General features: G+C 67.2%; 14 protein-coding genes and 5 pseudogenes. 9 read left to right on the forward strand and 10 right to left on the reverse strand.

The annotated features are described in order from the left end of the window. Positions 1-33: 33 nt before the first annotated feature. The gene (locus tag C7T91_RS37840; RefSeq protein ID WP_269101044.1) at positions 34-156 is read right to left on the reverse strand and encodes a hypothetical protein; all 123 of its coding nucleotides are present in this window, start codon (positions 154-156) and stop codon (positions 34-36) included. Here C7T91_RS37840 and C7T91_RS10455 point away from each other — a divergent pair. Together C7T91_RS10455 and C7T91_RS35345 are read left to right on the forward strand one after the other, a co-directional pair. Further along, on the forward strand, positions 110-469 hold the full coding sequence (locus C7T91_RS10455) for an amidohydrolase family protein (protein WP_108259172.1): 360 nt from the start codon (positions 110-112) through the stop codon (positions 467-469). The two genes, C7T91_RS37840 and C7T91_RS10455, sit on opposite strands and share 47 nt — an antisense overlap. A gap of 104 nt (positions 470-573) precedes the next feature. After that, positions 574-1200, forward strand: coding sequence for a tripartite tricarboxylate transporter substrate binding protein (locus C7T91_RS35345; RefSeq protein WP_236638176.1), 627 nt, complete (start codon positions 574-576; stop codon positions 1198-1200). Here the strand turns inward: C7T91_RS35345 and C7T91_RS10465 are convergent. The 3 pseudogenes from C7T91_RS10465 to C7T91_RS10475 form a co-directional block, all read right to left on the reverse strand. Beyond that, a pseudogene (locus tag C7T91_RS10465) lies at positions 1157-1705 on the reverse strand (FAD-binding protein); the annotation flags it as partial. The gene C7T91_RS35345 and the pseudogene C7T91_RS10465 sit on opposite strands and share 44 nt — an antisense overlap. Beyond that, positions 1702-2907 (reverse strand): annotated as a pseudogene (locus C7T91_RS10470) (FAD-linked oxidase C-terminal domain-containing protein); the annotation flags it as partial. The pseudogenes C7T91_RS10470 and C7T91_RS10465, both read right to left, overlap by 4 nt. Positions 2908-3430: 523 nt before the next feature. Beyond that, a pseudogene (locus C7T91_RS10475) lies at positions 3431-4504 on the reverse strand (IS5 family transposase); the annotation flags it as partial. Between the two features lie 91 nt (positions 4505-4595). On the opposite strand from C7T91_RS10475, the gene C7T91_RS10480 reads away from it, so the two are divergent. Continuing rightward, positions 4596-5117: a DeoR/GlpR family DNA-binding transcription regulator gene (locus C7T91_RS10480; protein ID WP_108259174.1), complete on the forward strand. Its 522-nt coding sequence runs from the start codon at positions 4596-4598 to the stop codon at positions 5115-5117. 8 nt (positions 5118-5125) lie between these two features. On the opposite strand, the gene C7T91_RS10485 is transcribed toward C7T91_RS10480, so the two are convergent. Continuing rightward, the gene (locus C7T91_RS10485) at positions 5126-6622 is read right to left on the reverse strand and encodes a tripartite tricarboxylate transporter permease (protein ID WP_108259175.1); all 1497 of its coding nucleotides are present in this window, start codon (positions 6620-6622) and stop codon (positions 5126-5128) included. Between the two features lie 55 nt (positions 6623-6677). On the opposite strand from C7T91_RS10485, the gene C7T91_RS10490 reads away from it, so the two are divergent. Beyond that, on the forward strand, positions 6678-6965 hold the full coding sequence (locus C7T91_RS10490) for an NAD(P)-dependent oxidoreductase (RefSeq protein ID WP_108259176.1): 288 nt from the start codon (positions 6678-6680) through the stop codon (positions 6963-6965). A 194-nt stretch (positions 6966-7159) separates the two neighbouring features. Here the strand turns inward: C7T91_RS10490 and C7T91_RS38445 are convergent, their stop codons facing one another. From C7T91_RS38445 to C7T91_RS10515, 5 genes are all read right to left on the reverse strand, one after another. Beyond that, complete coding sequence (locus C7T91_RS38445) at positions 7160-7639, reverse strand: aspartate/glutamate racemase family protein (protein WP_108259177.1); 480 nt, start codon at positions 7637-7639, stop codon at positions 7160-7162. A 2-nt stretch (positions 7640-7641) separates the two neighbouring features. Next, positions 7642-8478 (reverse strand): ABC transporter permease, encoded by an 837-nt coding sequence (locus C7T91_RS10500; protein ID WP_108259178.1) that lies wholly within the window; start codon positions 8476-8478, stop codon positions 7642-7644. Position 8479: 1 nt separating this feature from the next. Continuing rightward, complete coding sequence (locus C7T91_RS10505; RefSeq protein WP_108259179.1) at positions 8480-9340, reverse strand: ABC transporter permease; 861 nt, start codon at positions 9338-9340, stop codon at positions 8480-8482. 184 nt (positions 9341-9524) lie between these two features. Then, on the reverse strand, positions 9525-10787 hold the full coding sequence (locus C7T91_RS10510) for an ABC transporter substrate-binding protein (protein ID WP_108259180.1): 1263 nt from the start codon (positions 10785-10787) through the stop codon (positions 9525-9527). A gap of 43 nt (positions 10788-10830) precedes the next feature. Next, entirely contained in the window at positions 10831-11802 is a 972-nt protein-coding gene (locus C7T91_RS10515) for an ABC transporter ATP-binding protein (RefSeq protein WP_108259181.1), read from the reverse strand. Positions 11803-12054: 252 nt separating this feature from the next. On the opposite strand from C7T91_RS10515, the gene C7T91_RS10520 reads away from it, so the two are divergent. From C7T91_RS10520 to C7T91_RS10540, 5 genes and pseudogenes are all read left to right on the forward strand, one after another. Continuing rightward, positions 12055-12732 carry a GntR family transcriptional regulator gene (locus C7T91_RS10520; RefSeq protein WP_108259182.1) on the forward strand — a complete coding sequence of 226 codons (678 nt, stop codon included), beginning with the start codon at positions 12055-12057 and terminating at the stop codon, positions 12730-12732. A 396-nt stretch (positions 12733-13128) separates the two neighbouring features. Beyond that, positions 13129-13674: pseudogene (locus tag C7T91_RS10525) on the forward strand (molybdopterin-dependent oxidoreductase); the annotation flags it as partial. Positions 13675-13847: 173 nt separating this feature from the next. Further along, positions 13848-14885, forward strand: coding sequence for an NADH-quinone oxidoreductase subunit NuoH (nuoH, locus tag C7T91_RS10530; RefSeq protein ID WP_108259183.1), 1038 nt, complete (start codon positions 13848-13850; stop codon positions 14883-14885). A gap of 2 nt (positions 14886-14887) precedes the next feature. Continuing rightward, positions 14888-15382, forward strand: a complete 495-nt coding sequence (gene nuoI, locus C7T91_RS10535) for an NADH-quinone oxidoreductase subunit NuoI (RefSeq protein WP_108259184.1) — start codon at positions 14888-14890, stop codon at positions 15380-15382. 36 nt (positions 15383-15418) lie between these two features. Beyond that, positions 15419-16015 (forward strand): annotated as a pseudogene (locus C7T91_RS10540) (NADH-quinone oxidoreductase subunit J); the annotation flags it as partial. Between the last annotated feature and the right edge of the window lie 26 nt (positions 16016-16041).

Raw genomic sequence — 16041 nt, forward strand, 5'->3', positions numbered from 1 at the left:
GGGCGTCCGCGCTCCCGGCCCCGCCCGGCCGGCTCAGACTGCCAGGTACCGGCAGGACGATCCGGAGAGCTTCGCCGCCTGGCGCGCGGGCGTCGCCGCGGTCGCGGCGCTGCCCAACACGCGGGTCAAGATCGGCGGCTTCGGCTTGTCGGTCATGGGCCACCGCTATTTCGAGGCGGCGCTGCCGCCGCGTTCCGACCGGCTGGCCGCCGACTGGCGCCCGCATGTCGAGACCTGCATCGAGCTCTTCGGTCCGCAGCGGTCGATGTTCGAAAGCAACTTCCCCGTCGACAAGGGGCAGTTCAGCTATGCCGCCCTCTGGAACGCCTTCAAGCGGCTTTCGGAGGGCTATTGCCAAGAGGACCGCGATGCCCTGTTCTGGCGCAGCGCGGCCCGCACCTACGGGGTCGAGGAGGCCCTGTTCCAGACCGAAATCGGGAGGACACCCCAATGCGCAGCACCATCCTGACCCTCGTCCTGGCCGCGGCCGCGGCAGGCCCGGCCCTGGCCGAGTATCCCGAGAAGACGATCGAGATCATCGTCGGCTATTCGGCCGGCGGCGGCACCGACGTGATGGCCCGCACCGTCGGCCAGTTCCTCGAAAAGGAGCTGGGCACCTCGGTCGTGATCCGCAACGAACCGGGCGCGGGCGGCCAGATCGGCTTCACCAACACCGCGACGGCGAAGCCCGACGGCTATACGCTCGGCACCTTCAACCTGCCCGCGGCGCTGGCGCTGACCTATGACCGCAAGGCGGCCTATGACGCGGAGAGCTTCAGCTATCTCGCGAATTTCGTCGAGGACCCGAACACCTTCGTGGTCGCCGCGGACTCGCCCTACCAGACGCTCGACGACCTGCTGGCCGATGCCCGCGAGAACCCGGGCGCGGTGACCGTCGGCCTCTCGGCGCTCGGCGGCAACGACCATTTCGCGGCGATCCTGATGCAGAAGGCGGCGGGCGGCGAATTCACGCTGGTGCCGTTCAAGGGCGCGGCCAATGCGCGGACCGCGCTGATGGGCGGCCATGTCGCGGCGGGCACGATGGCGCTGAGCCAGACGGCCTCCTTCGGCGAGGAACTGCGGGTGCTGGCGGTGCTGGCCGACGAGCGGTCCGATTTCGCGCCCGACGTGCCGACCGGGACGGCTCATCGCAGGCCAGCGCCAGCGTCGCCACGCGTTCCGGAACCGGCAGGACCTTGAAGCTCAGTTCCGTCAGGACCCCGAGCGAGCCGCGCGCCCCGGCCTGCAGCCGCGCGAGGTCGTAGCCGGTGACGTTCTTCATCACCCGACCGCCATTGCGGACCCGCGTGCCCTCGCCATCCACGAAGACCGCGCCGAGAAGGAAATCGCGCGCCGCGCCCGCCTGCACCCGGCGGGGACCGGAGGCATTGACCGACAGCGCGCCGCCGATCGTCGGCGTGCCGGTGGTGCCCAGCACCGGGCGGTGATCCATCGGCTCGAAGGCCAGCCGCTGGTTCTTCTCTGCCAGAACAGCCTCGACCTCGGCCAGCGGCGTCCCGGCCTTCACCACCAGCGTCAGCGCGCCGGGTTCGTAGAGCACGACGCCCGAAAGCCCGGCCGTTGACAGAACCGGGCGCGTCGCCGCGGGACTGCGGGTGCCGCCGCCGCGGATCGCGAAAGGGGCATCGGCGGAGCGGATGGCCTCGGCCAGCTCGGCCTCGCTTGCCGGAGTGATCACGGTCATGGCCGACGTCCCTCCGTCACCGAAAGCGGGAAAACCTTGGCGGCGTTCAAGAGCCATTTCGGATCGAACACGTCCTTCACCTTCAGCTGCGCCTCCAGATCCTCGCGCGAGAACTGCACCGTCATCAGGTCGCGCTTCTCGACGCCGACGCCATGCTCGCCGGTCAGGCAGCCGCCGACCTCGACGCAGAGCCGCAGGATGTCGGCGCCCATCTGCTCGCAGAGCTCGAGATCGCCGGGCTTGTTGGCGTCGAACAGGATCAGCGGATGCATGTTGCCGTCACCGGCGTGGAAGACATTCGCCACGCCCAGCCCGTATTGCGCGGAAAGCTCGCCGATGCGTTCCAGCACCAGCGGCAGCTCGGTGACCGGGATGGTGCCGTCGAGGCACATGTAGTCGTTGATCTGCCCCATCGCGCCGAAGGCCGATTTGCGGCCGAGCCAGATCGCGGCGCTTTCCTCGGCCGAGCCGCTTTCGCGGATCACCTCCGGGTCGTGCCGTTCGGCAATCTCGCGGATCAGCCGCAGCTGGTGGTCGATCTCGGCGGGCGCGCCCTCGACCTCGATGATCAGGAGCGCCTCGACATCCGGATAGCCGGCATGGGCGAAGGCCTCGCAGGCGCGGATGCAGGGGCGGTCCATGAACTCGATCGCGACCGGCAGCACGCCCGCCTCGATGATGTCCGACACGCAGGCGCCCGCGACGCGCGACGAGCCGAAGCCCATCAGCACGGGCCGTGCGCCTTCGGGCTTGGGCAGGATGCGGAGCGTCGCCTCGGTGACGATTCCAAGCTGGCCTTCGGAGCCGCAGATCACCGAAAGCAGGTCCAGATCGCCGGCATCCATGTGCGCGCCGCCGATCTCCACCACCGTCCCGTCCATCAGCACCATGGTCACGCCAAGCAGGTTGTTGGTCGTCACGCCGTATTTCAGGCAATGCGCGCCGCCCGAATTCATGCCGATATTGCCCGAGATCGCGCAGGCCAGCTGCGAGGACGGGTCGGGCGCGTAGAAGAAGCCGTCAGACTCCACCGCGCCGGTGACGCTCAGGTTGGTTCGGCCGGTCTGCACGCGGATGATGCGGTCGGCATAATCCGTCTCCAGCACCTCGGTCAGGCGCGCCACCCCGATCACCACCGCATCCGCCGTGGGCAGCGAGCCGCCCGCCAGCGAGGTCCCCGCCCCGCGCGGCACGACCGGCACGTCCATCCCGCTGCCGGGCAGCGGATGCGCAAGGCCGGCGGCTGGGGGACCCTCTCGCAGCCCCTCGAGCCGATGTCCCTTGGCCCCGCCGCCCGAACGGAGCCAGGTTCACATGCCCGCAGCACGCCGATCGGCATTTTCCAACACATTCGCGACAAGACCTGGAAGCAAGACGAAATCCACAGCATTTCAATGCTATAGGACTTGTTCAGCGCGAACTAGCACACTACGCGACTCCCAGTCTCAAACGCCTCGGCACGACGCTTTTCCGCCTCGCGATGGGATCGCCGAGACCTAATCTCAAGCGGTGACGGAGTCCGTCAAATCCCGTCCTGAACCATGATCGCCCGAAATGGCCATGCTTCTTGCGCGCGGGATATTTCTGGCCGAGGCGATCAATGGCGGCCCGGCACGCCAGGGCGATGGCGACTGCGGTGATGGCAATCAGGAGTCTCAACTTCCGCGTGTCCGTCAGGCGCGTGTCCCCGAGGTTCAGCCCCCTCGTCGTGCTGTCCGCGAGCGAGGTCCCGAGCGCCATGGATCCGAGCGAGCGGACCGAACGCATTCGATGAACCAGGTCGACCACGGCCAGGCTCGGCATCTCGCCGGTCAGCACCTCGACCTGTTCCAGCGCAGCGCCGAGCGTATGGCCGTCATAGGGATTGCCGGGGAAGCTCCGCGCGCCGACCACGAAGCCCTCGTCCAGCGTCGTCGCCAGGCTGACCTTGCAGCCGAACTCGTAGCGCACCCGCGCCTTTCCCTTGGAGATGCAATCCACCGCGGGCTCGTGCAGGGCGTAGATCTTGCCGCGGCCTTTCGGCTTCTGGTGCAGGAGCCGCAGAACCAGCGCGATCTTCGCCACCACCCGGTCGCGCAGACCGCCCTCGGGGATGCCGCCGAGATGGCGGTGCAGGTCGCGCATCACCCTCCCGGTGTATCCCCTGAGCCTTTTCAAGGCCTTGCGCATGCGCTTGAATTGCCGCGCATGGGCGTAGCGGCCGACCTGCCGGGCCAGCCGAGGCGCGAGCCGGGCATAGGTTTGCCGCAGTTCCACCCCGGCCTCCTTGGCCAGGGCCACCAGCTGCGACCGGGCCCGTTCATACAGGCGCGAGTCCGTCGGATGCGCGATCGCCTTCTCCATCACGGTCGTATCGACGGCGATGCGCTTCAGGCTTCGGTCATCGACAATGCCCGATTTCTTCCCCGCTTCGATGGTCTGCGTCAGCATCCATTCCACCCCTTCTTCTCCGATCCGCTTGCGCCATCGCGTCAGCGACGAGGGATCGATGGGCGGGCGATGCTGGAAGAACACCTCGCCGGTGAAGTGCTGGTAGTACGGGTTCTCGACCCAGCGCGCCACGACGGTCTCGTCCGAAAGCCGATAGGCGTGCTGCAGATATAGCAAGCCCGCCACCAGGCGCGGCGGCGCGGCCGGACGGCCGGTTCTCGACGGGAAGAATCCGGACCATTCGCGCTCGAACACCTCCCAGTCGATCAGCCCGGCGAGCTTCGCCAGCTCGTGGCGCAAATCAATCATCTCGACCAGGCGCGGGCGCAGCAGGTCATCCTGTTCGGGCGGTCGGGAACGATGTTTCATCGGCGGCCTGAAATTGCAGGGTTTCGACCTGAATCATGCCGATCCCTGCAGGCCATGGCAAAGGAAACAGGACGAAATCCACAGAATATCAATGCAATGGGTCTTGTTCAGGTCGAACTATCCCGACGGCGCGACCGTGGCGCTCGGCACCGGCACGACGGCGGAGGCGGTGGCCCATGCGCTCTGCGGCCATCGCGGGCTGACGGTGGCGACCAACAACCTGCATGTCGTGCTGACCCTGCGCGCCGCCGGGGAAGTGACCGTCCTGCTGGCCGGGGGCGAGCTGCGGATGCGCGATCTCGACGTGGTCGGCCCGGACAGCCTGGCCTTCTTCGGCGGGCTGAATTTCGACCATGCGGTGTTTTCCGCGGGCGGCATGACCGGGACGGGCGATCTTCTGGATTTCACCACCGGCGAGATCCAGGCCCGCAAGGCGATCACCGCCTGCGCCCGGCGGCGCACGCTGGTCCTGGACCGGACCAAGATCGGGCGTCCCGCGCCCTTTGCCTGGGGCAATGCCGCAGAGCTGGAGGCGGTGATCTGCGGCGCCCCCCTGCCGGAAACGCTTTCCGCCGCCCTTTCGGGCGGCGGATGCGAGGTCATCGAAGCCTGAGGCGGGTCTCAGCCCGGCGCGTGGCCATTCGCCTTGCGCGGACCGAACAGCGCCTTGGCCGCGGGCACCAGGAAGGCCGCCGCCGCGATCGCCAAGAGGACCGCGGAGACCGGGTTCTGAAGGAAGATCCAGTAATCCCCGCCCGAGATCACCACCGCGCGGCGGAAATTGGTCTCGATCATCTCGCCGAGCACCAGCGCCAGCACGATCGGCGCCAGCGGGATGCCGGTCTTGCGGAACAGGTAGCCGATCACGCCGAAGGCAAGCGTGACATAGACCGGGAACATCGAAGATTTGGTCGCATAGGACCCGGCGAGGCAGATCACCGCCACGCCCGCCGCCACGATCGGCCGCGGCACGTTGGCGAGCCGCGCCCAGAGCCGCGCGCCGAAGAGCCCGAACAGCACCATCACCGGCACGCCGAGGAACAGCGACACGAAGATCGTGTAGGGGATCTCGGGGCTCTGCGAGAACAGCAGCGGCCCGGGCTGCAAACCGTGGATGGTCAGCGCCCCGATCAGGATCGCCGAAGTGGCCGAACCGGGGATGCCGAGTGCCAGCGTCGGCGCCATCACGCCCGAGACGGCGGCGTTGTTCGCGGCCTCCGAGGCGGCGACGCCCTCGGGCGCGCCCTCGCCGAACCGTTCGGGGCTGGGCGACAGGCGGCGCGCCACGGCATAGGAGATGAAGGAGGCAATGGCAGGCCCCGCCCCCGGCAGCACGCCGATGACATAGCCCAGAAGCGAGCTGCGCAGGATCGTGCCCTTCAGCGCGTCATAGCTTTTCAGCGGCACTGCCAGCAGGCCGCGGATCTCGGTCGCCTGGCGCTGCGGTTCGGCGCGCTTCTCGACCAGCACGAAGACCTCGGAGATCGCGTAGAGACCCAAGAGCACCGGCACCAGCGGCAGCCCCTCGAAGAACTGGTAGCTCGGCGCGAAGCGCGGCAGGCCGCTCTGGCCGTCGAGCCCGACGGTCGCCAGCGCGAGGCCCAGTCCCATCGCCACCGCACCCTTCAGCGCCGAGCCCTGCGAGAGCCCTGCGGTGAAGGTCAGCCCGAGGAGCGCCAGCGCGAAGTATTCCGCCGGGCCGAGGATCAGCGCAAGTTCGGCCAGCGGCACCGCGGTCAGCGCCAGGAGCACGGCGCTGAGCAGGATGCCGATGCCGGAGGCCATGATCGAGATGTTGAGCGCCATCCCGGCCTTGCCCTGGAGCGTCATCGGATAGCCGTCCCATGACGTCGGCACGGCGGAGACCGTCCCCGGAGAGTTGATCAGCACCGCGCTGATCGCGCCGCCGTATTCCGCGGCGACATAGAGCGCGACCAGCGTCACGATGGCGACGACCGGGTCCATCCCGTAGGTGAAGGGGATCAGCAGCGCGATCCCCAGCGACGGGCCGAGTCCCGGAATGGCGCCGATGAAATAGCCGATCAGCGCTCCGCCAAGGAGGCCGAACCAGACCGGGGCCGCGCCGAAGCTCGACAGTCCCAGAAGCAGGTTTTCCATCTCGTCTTCCTCCTAGTAGAAGCGCACGCCGAGCAGAACGACGAAGAGCACATGGATGCCCGCGGCAAAGCCGCAGGGCGCGGCGAGCAGCACCCAGGGCCACCGCTCGCCCCCGGCGACGAGCAGGATGGCGGAGCCCTCGCGCCGGATCGCCGGCGCCGGGCTCGACGTCTTCGAGGACGAGCCGCATCCGCATCCGGGGCTGCTGGCGCTGCCGAACGTGGTGCTGACCCCGCATACCGGCAGCGCGACCTGGCGCACGCGGCGGATCATGGCGGATCTGATGCTGGCCAACCTGCGCGCGCATCTGGCGGGCGAGCCGCTGAAGAGCCCGGTCACCTGACATCCCGGCCTGCCGGCGCTCCTCCGCCGGCGGGTTTCCTGCCTGTCCCGCAGGACGGAAGGGGCGGCTCCTCCCGGGCCGCCCCTTTCCGCGTGCAGGAGTGACGGCGGCGCGACTCCCGCAAGGGCAGATTGACCGGACTAGAGGATGGTTTCGGAAATTTATCTTGATACTCCAGATTTCTGGACAAACCGTCACGGGACGCAGCCCCAGCCTCGGCCGTGCCCAGAGGTCCGCCTCCGCCATGGCGCCTTGCGTTCTCCGCCCGCGCTTTTCTGCCGGCCCCCGCCTGAACGGCATGCCCTGTCCGGGGCCCTCCGGTTCCGGACGCGACGAGACCGGGAGCAGCCGGTGGCCGCGCATTCCGTCAGACAGTCCTGCCCCACGCGGTCCCCGGCCGCGGGGCCGGTCCGATCCCTGCCATCCGGCGGCAAAGCCCGGCAGGGCCGCCGGGAGATCACGATCGCCTCCGCCCCGGCCTCTTCGGCCGCGGGCAGCAGCGCCAGAAGCTGCGGCACCACCACGGCGCCGTCCTCGGGGCCCTGGATCGCGGGCGGGCCTGCCTCGTTGGTCCAGCCCAGGACCTCGTGGCCGGGCACCGCTTCCCGCGCGACCTCCAGCATCGAGGCGGTCATCGCCGCGGTGGAATTGGGGTTCAGGTAGAGGATGCGCATGCTCAGACGCCCTTGCCCGCATCCGAGCCCAGCCGCGCGCGGCGCTTGCCCATGATCCAGACGGTGAGGATGAAGGTTCCGATGATCAGGAAGGAGAAGATGGTGGTCAGCGTCCCCAGCGCATAGATCACCGGCGTGGTGACATTGGTGGTCATGCCGTAGATTTCCAGCGGCAGGGTGTTGTAGCTGCCCGCGGTCAGCAGCGTGCGGGCGAATTCGTCATAGCTCAGCGTGAAGCCGAAGAGCCCGACCCCGATCAGCGACGGCGCGATGATCGGCAGCACGACATGGGCGATGGTCTGCCAGGCGCTGGCACCCTGGTCGCGGGCGGCCTCCTCGAAGCTCTTGTCGAAGCGGTTGAACACCGCGAACATGATCAGGAGGCCGAAGGGCAGCGTCCAGGTCAGCTGCGAGCCGAAGCCCGAGGTCGACCAGTGGACCGTCATGCCGAACTGGTTGAAGATCAGCCCGACGCCGAGCGAGATCAGGATCGAGGGGATCACCAGCGAGGCGATGATCAGGTAGAACAGCAGCCCCGACCCGGCAAAGCGCTTGCGGAAGGCGAGCCCGCCCATCACCGACACGACGACCGTCGTCACCATGACCATCAGCCCGAGCGCGAAGGAGCGGCGGAACGCGCCCCAGATGTCGCCGACCGCCTGTTCCTGGAAGAGGTCGCGGAACCAGTGCAGCGAGACGCCGCGCATCGGGAAGGTCAACCCGCCGCCCTCGCCCTGGAAGCTGAGGATGCCGATGGTGATGGTCGGCCCGTAGAGGAACAGCATGAAGAGTGCGAAGAAGGCCGTGAGCAGCCAGAAGCCGGTGGACCGCTTTTCCATGTCAGAGTTCCTTCCGGATGTCGACGAAGCGCAGCAGGATCGCGATGGTGATCAGCACGGTGCACAGGAGCACCACCGCCGTCGCCGCTGCCGAGGGGTATTGCAGCAGCGCGATGTCGTTCGAGATCAATCTGCCGACATTGGCGCGCTGGCTGCCGGACATGAAGCGCACGGTGATGAAATCGCCCATCACCAGGGTCACCACGAAGATCGTGCCGATCATGATGCCGGGCTTACACAGGGGCAGGATGACATGGGTCAGCGTCTGCCAAGCGGTCGCGCCGTTGTCATAGGCCGCCTCGATCAGCGAGCGGTCGATGCGCATCATCGTGTTGAAGATCGGCACCACCATGAACAGCGTGTAGAGATGTACGAAGGCCAGGATCACCGAGAAATCGGAATACAGCAGCCACTCCACCGGCTGGTCGACCACCCCCCAGCTGATCAGTGTCTGGTTGGCGATGCCGTTGCGCCCGAGGAACGGGATCCACGAGATCATCCGGATGATGTTCGAGGTCCAGAACGGGATGGTGCACAGCAGGAACAGCGCGATCTGCACCGGCTGCGACCGGATGTGGAAGGCGAGGTAATAGGCGACGGTGAAGCCGATCGCCAGGGTGAAGGCCCAGGTGATGAAGGCATAGCGGAAGGTCGCCATGAACACCTTCCAGGTCACCGCCGAGCCGAACAGGAACTCGTAGTTCTCGAAGGAGAAGGCCGGGATGATCGAGAATTCGGTCGCCTGCCAGAAGCTGACGATGACGATGGTGATGATCGGCAGGACAAGGAATCCCAGCAGGATCAGCGTCAGCGGCGCGGCCTGCAGCCAGCCCGTGACATGGCGGTTCTTCAGGATCTGCATCGGGTCTCCCGGGCTTTCGGTATCGACTGGGCGCGCGCCCGCAAGGGCGCCCGAGGGGGCTTCCGGCCCCCGAGACCCGCCCGCGGGCGCAAGTCCGCGGGCGGGGACATGATGCCGCCCGCGCAGCGGGCGTCCGGTGGATCGCGTCCGGATCAGCGCGGGGCCGGTCCGGACGCGGCCCGGCTCAGCTGGCGATGAACTCGTTCCACTTGCGGACCATGTACTGGTTCTCGTCCATGACGGCGTTCCAGCAGGCGACATGGCCCATCCGGTCCTCGAAGCTGCCGCCGTCGCGCACCTCGCCCGCCTGGGCCAGCGTGTCGCCGGTCGGCGAGGTGATCACGTCGGTGGCTTCCTTGCCCTCGAACCAGTAGCCCCACTCGTTCTCGGTCATGAATTCCTTCGAGGTCTCCGGAACCGCGGAATAGTAGCCCTGGCGCATCAGATAGCCGCCGACCCAGCCCGACAGGTACCAGTTGATGTAGTCATAGGCCGCATCCAGCTCCATGCCCGACAGCGAGGCCGACAGGCCGATGCCGCCGCCCCAGCTGCGGTAGCCTTCCTTCAGCGGCTGGTAGACGCAGGGGATGCCGCGCGACTTCACCGCGGTGATCGCGGGCGACCACATCGACTGGATCACCACCTCGCCAGAAGCCATCAGGTTGACGCTCTCGTCGAAGGTCTTCCAGAAGGCGCGGAACTGGCCGTTCTGCTTGGCCTCGGTGAAGATCGCGAAGGTCTTGTCGATCTCCTCGCGGGTCATGTTGCCCTTGTCGCCGTACTGGATCTCGCCCATCGCCTCGCAGACCATGGCCATGTCCATGATGCCGATCGAGGAAATGTCGAGGATCGAGGCCTTGCCCTTGAATTCCGGGTTCAGCAGCTCGGTCCAGCTCTCGATCGGGCGGCCGATCAGGTCGGGGCGGATCCCCAGCGTGTCGGCATTGTAGATCGTCGGGATCAGCGTCATCCAGTTGGTCTGCTCGGAGGCGAAGGTGGTCGAGCCCTGGCCCTCGACGAAGCCCACGGTATGCGGCGCGGTGCCCTGGGCGATGGTCGACTCGGGCGTCAGCTTGCCGTCCTTGAAGATGCCGACGATCTTGTCGTAATTCGCGATCCGCGAGACATCCATCGCCTGCAGGTTGCCGGTCGGCCAGACCTTCTTGCAGATCCAGTACTCGATGTCGGCGATGTCGAAGCTGCCCGGCTGGGTGGCGGCGCGCTGGGTCACCGCGTCGGAATCGAGCGCGGTCATCTCCAGCGTGATCCCGAGATCTTCCTTCACCTTGGTCGCCACGTCATTCAGGTTCGACACGCCGGTGCCGAACTGGCGCAGCACGATGTTCTTGGATTCCTGCGACCAGACCATCGGCGCGGCCAGCGTCGCGGCTGCGGCGGCAGCGCCGGTCTTGAGGATGGAACGGCGGGTATAGCCCACTTTCGCCATTGGTGTTCTCTCTCTTCCTGTTGGAGTCTGTCGTTGCCGGGGATCAGGCGGTCAGGCGGTGCAGCCGGGACGGATCCCAGCTCAGCCCCACCGCATCCCCCGGGGATTTCGGGTTCTCGAAGAAGCGCCCCTCCGGCACCAGTGCCAGAACTTCCTCTTCGCCCATCATCGCGGTCACCGCGACATGGGCCCCCTGGTACTCGACCGTGCGCACGGTGGCCGCCGCTCCGGTCTCGCCAAGCTCGACCTCGTCGGCCCTGAGCGCATAGCGCGCGCCGTCGACGGTCATCACGTTGTGGCCGCCCATGAAGCGGGCCACGAATTCGGTCTTCGGCGCCGAGAACACGTCCCGGGCATTGCCGGCCTGCTCGATCACCGCGTTGTTCATCACCACGATCTCGTCGGCGAGCGCCAGCGCCTCGTCCTGGCCGTGCGTGACATGGATGAAGGTGATGCCCAGCTCGCGCTGCAGCCGCTTCAGCTCGGCGCGCACCCGGATGCGCAGGAACGGGTCGAGCGCGGAAAGCGGCTCGTCCAGGAGCAGCACCCGCGGCTTCGTCACCAGCGCCCGCGCCAGGGCCACGCGCTGCTGCTGGCCGCCCGAGAGCTGCGCGGGCAGCCGCCCGGCCAGATGGGTCATGTCGACCAGTTCCAGCATCTCGTCGGCGGCCTTGTGGCGGGTGGCCTTGTCGACGCCCTTCATTCTCAGCGAGAAGGCGACGTTGTCCCGCACGCTCAGATGCGGGAAGAGCGCATAGCTCTGGAACATCATCGCGGTGCCGCGCTTCGCGGGCGCCAGCTGCGACACGTCATGCCCGTCGAGCACGATCGAGCCCTCCGAGATGCTCTCATGGCCGGCAATCATCCTCAGCGTGGTCGATTTCCCGCAGCCCGACGGCCCCAGCAGGCAGACATAGGTGCCGTTGTTGAAGACGTGGTTCACGTCATTGACCGCCACCGTGGCGCCATAGCGCTTGGTCACGTGCACCAGTTCCAGATCCTGCCCCGATCGCATGCCGCCATCCCCTGTCTGCCGTCTCTTTTCCCACGTGAGACGATCACATCGGCAAAACGAAGCCTTTTCGGCCCGGCTGGACGCCCGGCACCGGCTTCGCCCAAGCTTTGGACGTTCCGGAGGGCAAAGCGCTCACAATTTGAACAAGCTTCGTATACAATCAAAGGCAAGGCTGTATCGCACCCGTCCAGCTTGTCCTCCGCCGCGGCGCGGAACACTCTGGCAGGGTAACGACGGAAAGGAACGACGCCAGTGGCAAGGCAGGTGACCGGCAGCGCCGAAGTGGCCGAAAAGCTCGCAGTGGCGATTCACGAGCACCGGCTGCCGCCGGGGACCAAGCTGAACGAGGACGAGGTCGGCGAGATCTTCGGCGTCAGCCGCACGGTGGTCCGCGCGGGCCTGCAGCAGCTCGCGCATGAGCATCTGGTGGATCTCAAACGCAACCGCGGCGCCTTCGTCGCGAAGCCGAGCGTGCGCGAGGCGCGCGAGGTCTTCGAGGCCAGGAGCCTCCTCGAGCCGACCACCGCCCGCTCCGCGGCTCTGCGCGCGGGCAAGGCCGACATCGCCAAGCTGCGCGCGCATGTCGAGGCGGAGCATGCCGCGCTGGCCGAGGGCGATGACGGGCGCGCGCTGCACCTGTCGGGCACGTTCCATACCGAGATCGCCCGCATCGCCAAGCAGGACACAATCGCGGAATTCATCACCCAGCTGGTGTCGCGCTCGTCGCTGATCATCGCGCTCTACTGGGAACGCCGTGCCGCGCTCTGCGAGAGCCATGCCCATGACGCGCTGATCCGCGCGCTGGAAAGCGGCGATGCCGACGAGGCCGAGGCGGTGATGAAGAGCCACCTGCTGGATCTCTACACCTCGCTCGACCTGCGCGATGCCCCCTCCCAGCCGCGGACGCTGAAGGAGGCGCTCACCGGCTGACGTCGGGGACAACCGAGGCGGTGGCGGCCGATGGCTGGAATCCCGGGACCGAAGACGCGGCCGCCTTGACCTTGCCCCCCGCCGCCCGGAGAGCGGGATCCCATGTGGGCAGACCGTCCCGCCACCGCTTCGCCGCCGAGGTCAGGGAGCAGGCCGCCGCGCGCCTTTCCGAGCCTGGCGCCACCCAGGCCAACCGTGCGCGCGAGCTCTGCGTGACGCCGGCGGCCCGCGGTCTGGCGCAGCGCGGTGATCCAGACCGGTGCATGGCAAGAGGCGGCCATGCGGGCCGCCTCGGCATTGGTGCTGTCGGTTTCCGGGAGGCTCCGCAGGCCGTAGCCCTGCGGCCAGCCCCCGCCGTCACGGGACAAGGGCCAGCGCGGCCGTGGCCGCGAGCGAGTGGATGTGGGCGCCGTGACCGAAGGCGGCATGGCCGCCGCGCTGGAGGGGGCGGAGGTTGTCTACAGCCTCGGCGCCGACGAGGTCGAGATCGCCGACGGGCCCTTCGTGATCTATCAGGGCAGCCATGGCGACCGCGGCGCGCACCGCGCCGACGTGATCCTGCCTGCTGCTGCCTGGACCGAGGAGCAGGGGCTCTTCGTCAATACCGAAGGCCGTCCCCAGATTGCCAACCGCGCCGGTTTCCCGCCGGGCGAGGCGAAGGAGAACTGGGCGATCCTGCGCGCTCTCTCGGCGCTGGCCGGGGAGAAGCTGCCCTATGACAGCCTCGCTGCGCTGCGCCGCAAGCTCGTCAAGGAGGTGCCGCATCTGGCGCGGATCGACCAGGTCGCCGAAAACGGGTGGACGCCGCTCGAGCCTGCCGAGCCGAAGGCGGGCGCCGATTTCGTCCCGGCGATCCGCGATTACTACCTGACCAACCCGATCGCGCGGGCCTCGCAGCTGATGGCCGAGCTTTCCGCGCAGGCCAAGGCGCGGCGCAGTCCGGCNAATGGCGGCGGAATGAGGCGGNGCCATGGCGAAATTTCCGCGACATACTTGCACAACGGCTTGCATCGGTTCTGGATTCGGCAACCAAAACGCGCTTTACAGCGACATGTCGGAGCAAGCCGCCACGACCCTCCGGGCCGCGGCCGCGCTGACCTGGGAGGATACCGTTCATGGCTGATTTCTTCGCAACGCCTGCGGGGATCGCGGTGATCATCATCGCGCAATGCCTGGCCGTGCTGGCCTTCGTGATGCTTTCGCTCTTGTTCCTCGTCTATGGCGACCGCAAGATCTGGGCGGCGGTGCAGATGCGCCGGGGTCCGAACGTGGTGGGCGTCTTCGGGCTGCTGCAGACGGTGGCCGACGCGCTGAAATACGTGGTCAAGGAAATCGTCATCCCGGCGGGCGCCGACAAGCCCGTGTTCCTGCTGGCGCCGATGGCCTCCTTCGTGCTCGCCATGGTCGCCTGGGCGGTGATCCCGTTCTCGGACGGCTGGGTGCTCGCGGACATCAACGTCGCCATCCTCTATGTCTTCGCGGTCTCCTCGCTTGAGGTCTACGGCGTGATCATGGGCGGCTGGGCGTCGAACTCGAAATACCCGTTCCTCGGCTCGCTGCGCTCCGCGGCGCAGATGATCTCCTACGAGGTGTCGATCGGCCTGATCATCATCGGCGTGATCATCTCGACCGGCTCGATGAACTTCTCCGACATCGTGCGGGCCCAGGACGGGCATTTCGGCCTGTTCAACTGGTACTGGCTGCCGCATTTCCCGATGGTCTTCCTGTTCTTCATCTCGGCGCTGGCCGAGACCAACCGCCCGCCCTTCGATCTGCCCGAAGCGGAATCCGAACTGGTCGCGGGCTACCAGGTGGAATATTCCTCGACGCCGTTCCTGCTGTTCATGGCCGGGGAATACATCGCGATCTTCCTGATGTGCGCGCTGACGACGCTGCTGTTCTTCGGCGGCTGGCTCAGCCCGATCCCGGGCCTGCCCGACGGGGCGCTCTGGATGGTCGGCAAGATGGCCATCTTCTTCTTCCTCTTCGCGATGGTGAAGGCGATCACGCCGCGCTACCGCTACGACCAGCTGATGCGTCTCGGGTGGAAGGTGTTCCTGCCGATGTCCCTGGTCTGGGTCGTGCTGGTGGCGTTCCTGGCGAAATTCGAAGTTTTCGGCGGCGCCTATGCCCGCTGGGCCGTGGGAGGCTGACNATGGCAGCGATCGACTGGAACCGCGCCGCGAAGTACTTCCTGCTGCAGGATGTATGGCAGGGGCTGAAGCTGGGGATGAAATACTTCCTCGCGCCGAAGGCCACGGTGAACTATCCGCACGAGAAGGGGCCGCTTTCCCCGCGCTTCCGCGGCGAGCATGCGCTCAGGCGCTATCCGAACGGCGAGGAACGCTGCATCGCCTGCAAGCTGTGCGAGGCGATCTGCCCGGCCCAGGCCATCACCATCGATGCCGAACCGCGCGAGGACGGCTCGCGCCGCACGACGCGCTATGACATCGACATGACGAAATGCATCTATTGCGGCTTCTGCCAGGAGGCCTGCCCGGTGGATGCGATCGTCGAGGGCCCGAATTTCGAATTCTCCACCGAGACCCGCGAAGAGCTCTACTACGACAAGGCGAAGCTCCTCTCGAACGGCGAACGCTGGGAGGCCGAGATCGCCCGCAACCTCGAAATCGACGCGCCCTACCGGTGACCNTGAGGGAGGCNCCGAACATCATGGCTACCATCNGCCTTCTATGCCTTCGCGCTCGGCGTCATCGCCGGGGGGCTCTTCACCGTCATTTCGCGCAACCCGGTGCATTCGGTGCTGTGGCTGATCCTGGCGTTCCTCAGTTCGGCGGGCTTCTTCGTGCTCCTGGGCGCCGAATTCGTCGCGATGCTCATGGTCATCGTCTATGTCGGCGCGGTCGCCGTGCTCTTCCTCTTCGTGGTGATGATGCTCGATGTCGACTTCGCCGAGCTGCGCGCCGAGATGGCCAAGGGCGTGCCGCTGGCGCTGGTGATCGGCGTGATCATCCTGACCGAGCTCGGCATGGGGATCGGCGTCTGGCAGTTCTCGGACCGCGCGCAGATGCTGCGCGGCGCGCCGACGCCCGACATGGCGGAGATCAGCAACACCGCGGCGATCGGCCTGCTGCTCTACGACAAGTACCTGATCCTGTTCCAGCTGGCGGGCCTGGTCCTGCTGGTGTCGATGATCGGCGCCATCGTGCTGACGCTGCGCCACCGTCCGGACGTCAAGCGCCAGGACGTGCTGGCGCAGATGTACCGCGATCCGGCCAAGGCGATGGAACTGAAGGACGTGAAGCCGGGGCAGGGGCTCTGANGCCCTGTCCCGCCCNCGGACTTGAT

Origin of the sequence: Mangrovicoccus ximenensis (assembly GCF_003056725.1) — a bacterium.
In the GTDB taxonomy this organism is placed as follows: domain Bacteria; phylum Pseudomonadota; class Alphaproteobacteria; order Rhodobacterales; family Rhodobacteraceae; genus Mangrovicoccus; species Mangrovicoccus ximenensis.

Excerpts from the sequence above, each read along its gene's own strand:
- C7T91_RS37840 (WP_269101044.1), bottom strand. The coding sequence starts at position 156 with ATGACCGACAAGCCGAAGCCGCCGATCTTGACCCGCGTGTTGGGCAGC.
- C7T91_RS35345 (WP_236638176.1), top strand. The coding sequence starts at position 574 with ATGGCCCGCACCGTCGGCCAGTTCCTCGAAAAGGAGCTGGGCACCTCG.
- C7T91_RS10480 (WP_108259174.1), top strand. The coding sequence starts at position 4,596 with ATGCAATGGGTCTTGTTCAGGTCGAACTATCCCGACGGCGCGACCGTG.
- C7T91_RS10485 (WP_108259175.1), bottom strand. The coding sequence starts at position 6,622 with ATGGAAAACCTGCTTCTGGGACTGTCGAGCTTCGGCGCGGCCCCGGTC.
- C7T91_RS10490 (WP_108259176.1), top strand. The coding sequence starts at position 6,678 with ATGCCCGCGGCAAAGCCGCAGGGCGCGGCGAGCAGCACCCAGGGCCAC.
- C7T91_RS38445 (WP_108259177.1), bottom strand. The coding sequence starts at position 7,639 with ATGCGCATCCTCTACCTGAACCCCAATTCCACCGCGGCGATGACCGCC.
- C7T91_RS10500 (WP_108259178.1), bottom strand. The coding sequence starts at position 8,478 with ATGGAAAAGCGGTCCACCGGCTTCTGGCTGCTCACGGCCTTCTTCGCA.
- C7T91_RS10505 (WP_108259179.1), bottom strand. The coding sequence starts at position 9,340 with ATGCAGATCCTGAAGAACCGCCATGTCACGGGCTGGCTGCAGGCCGCG.
- C7T91_RS10510 (WP_108259180.1), bottom strand. The coding sequence starts at position 10,787 with ATGGCGAAAGTGGGCTATACCCGCCGTTCCATCCTCAAGACCGGCGCT.
- C7T91_RS10515 (WP_108259181.1), bottom strand. The coding sequence starts at position 11,802 with ATGCGATCGGGGCAGGATCTGGAACTGGTGCACGTGACCAAGCGCTAT.
- nuoH (WP_108259183.1), top strand. The coding sequence starts at position 13,848 with ATGGCTGATTTCTTCGCAACGCCTGCGGGGATCGCGGTGATCATCATC.
- nuoI (WP_108259184.1), top strand. The coding sequence starts at position 14,888 with ATGGCAGCGATCGACTGGAACCGCGCCGCGAAGTACTTCCTGCTGCAG.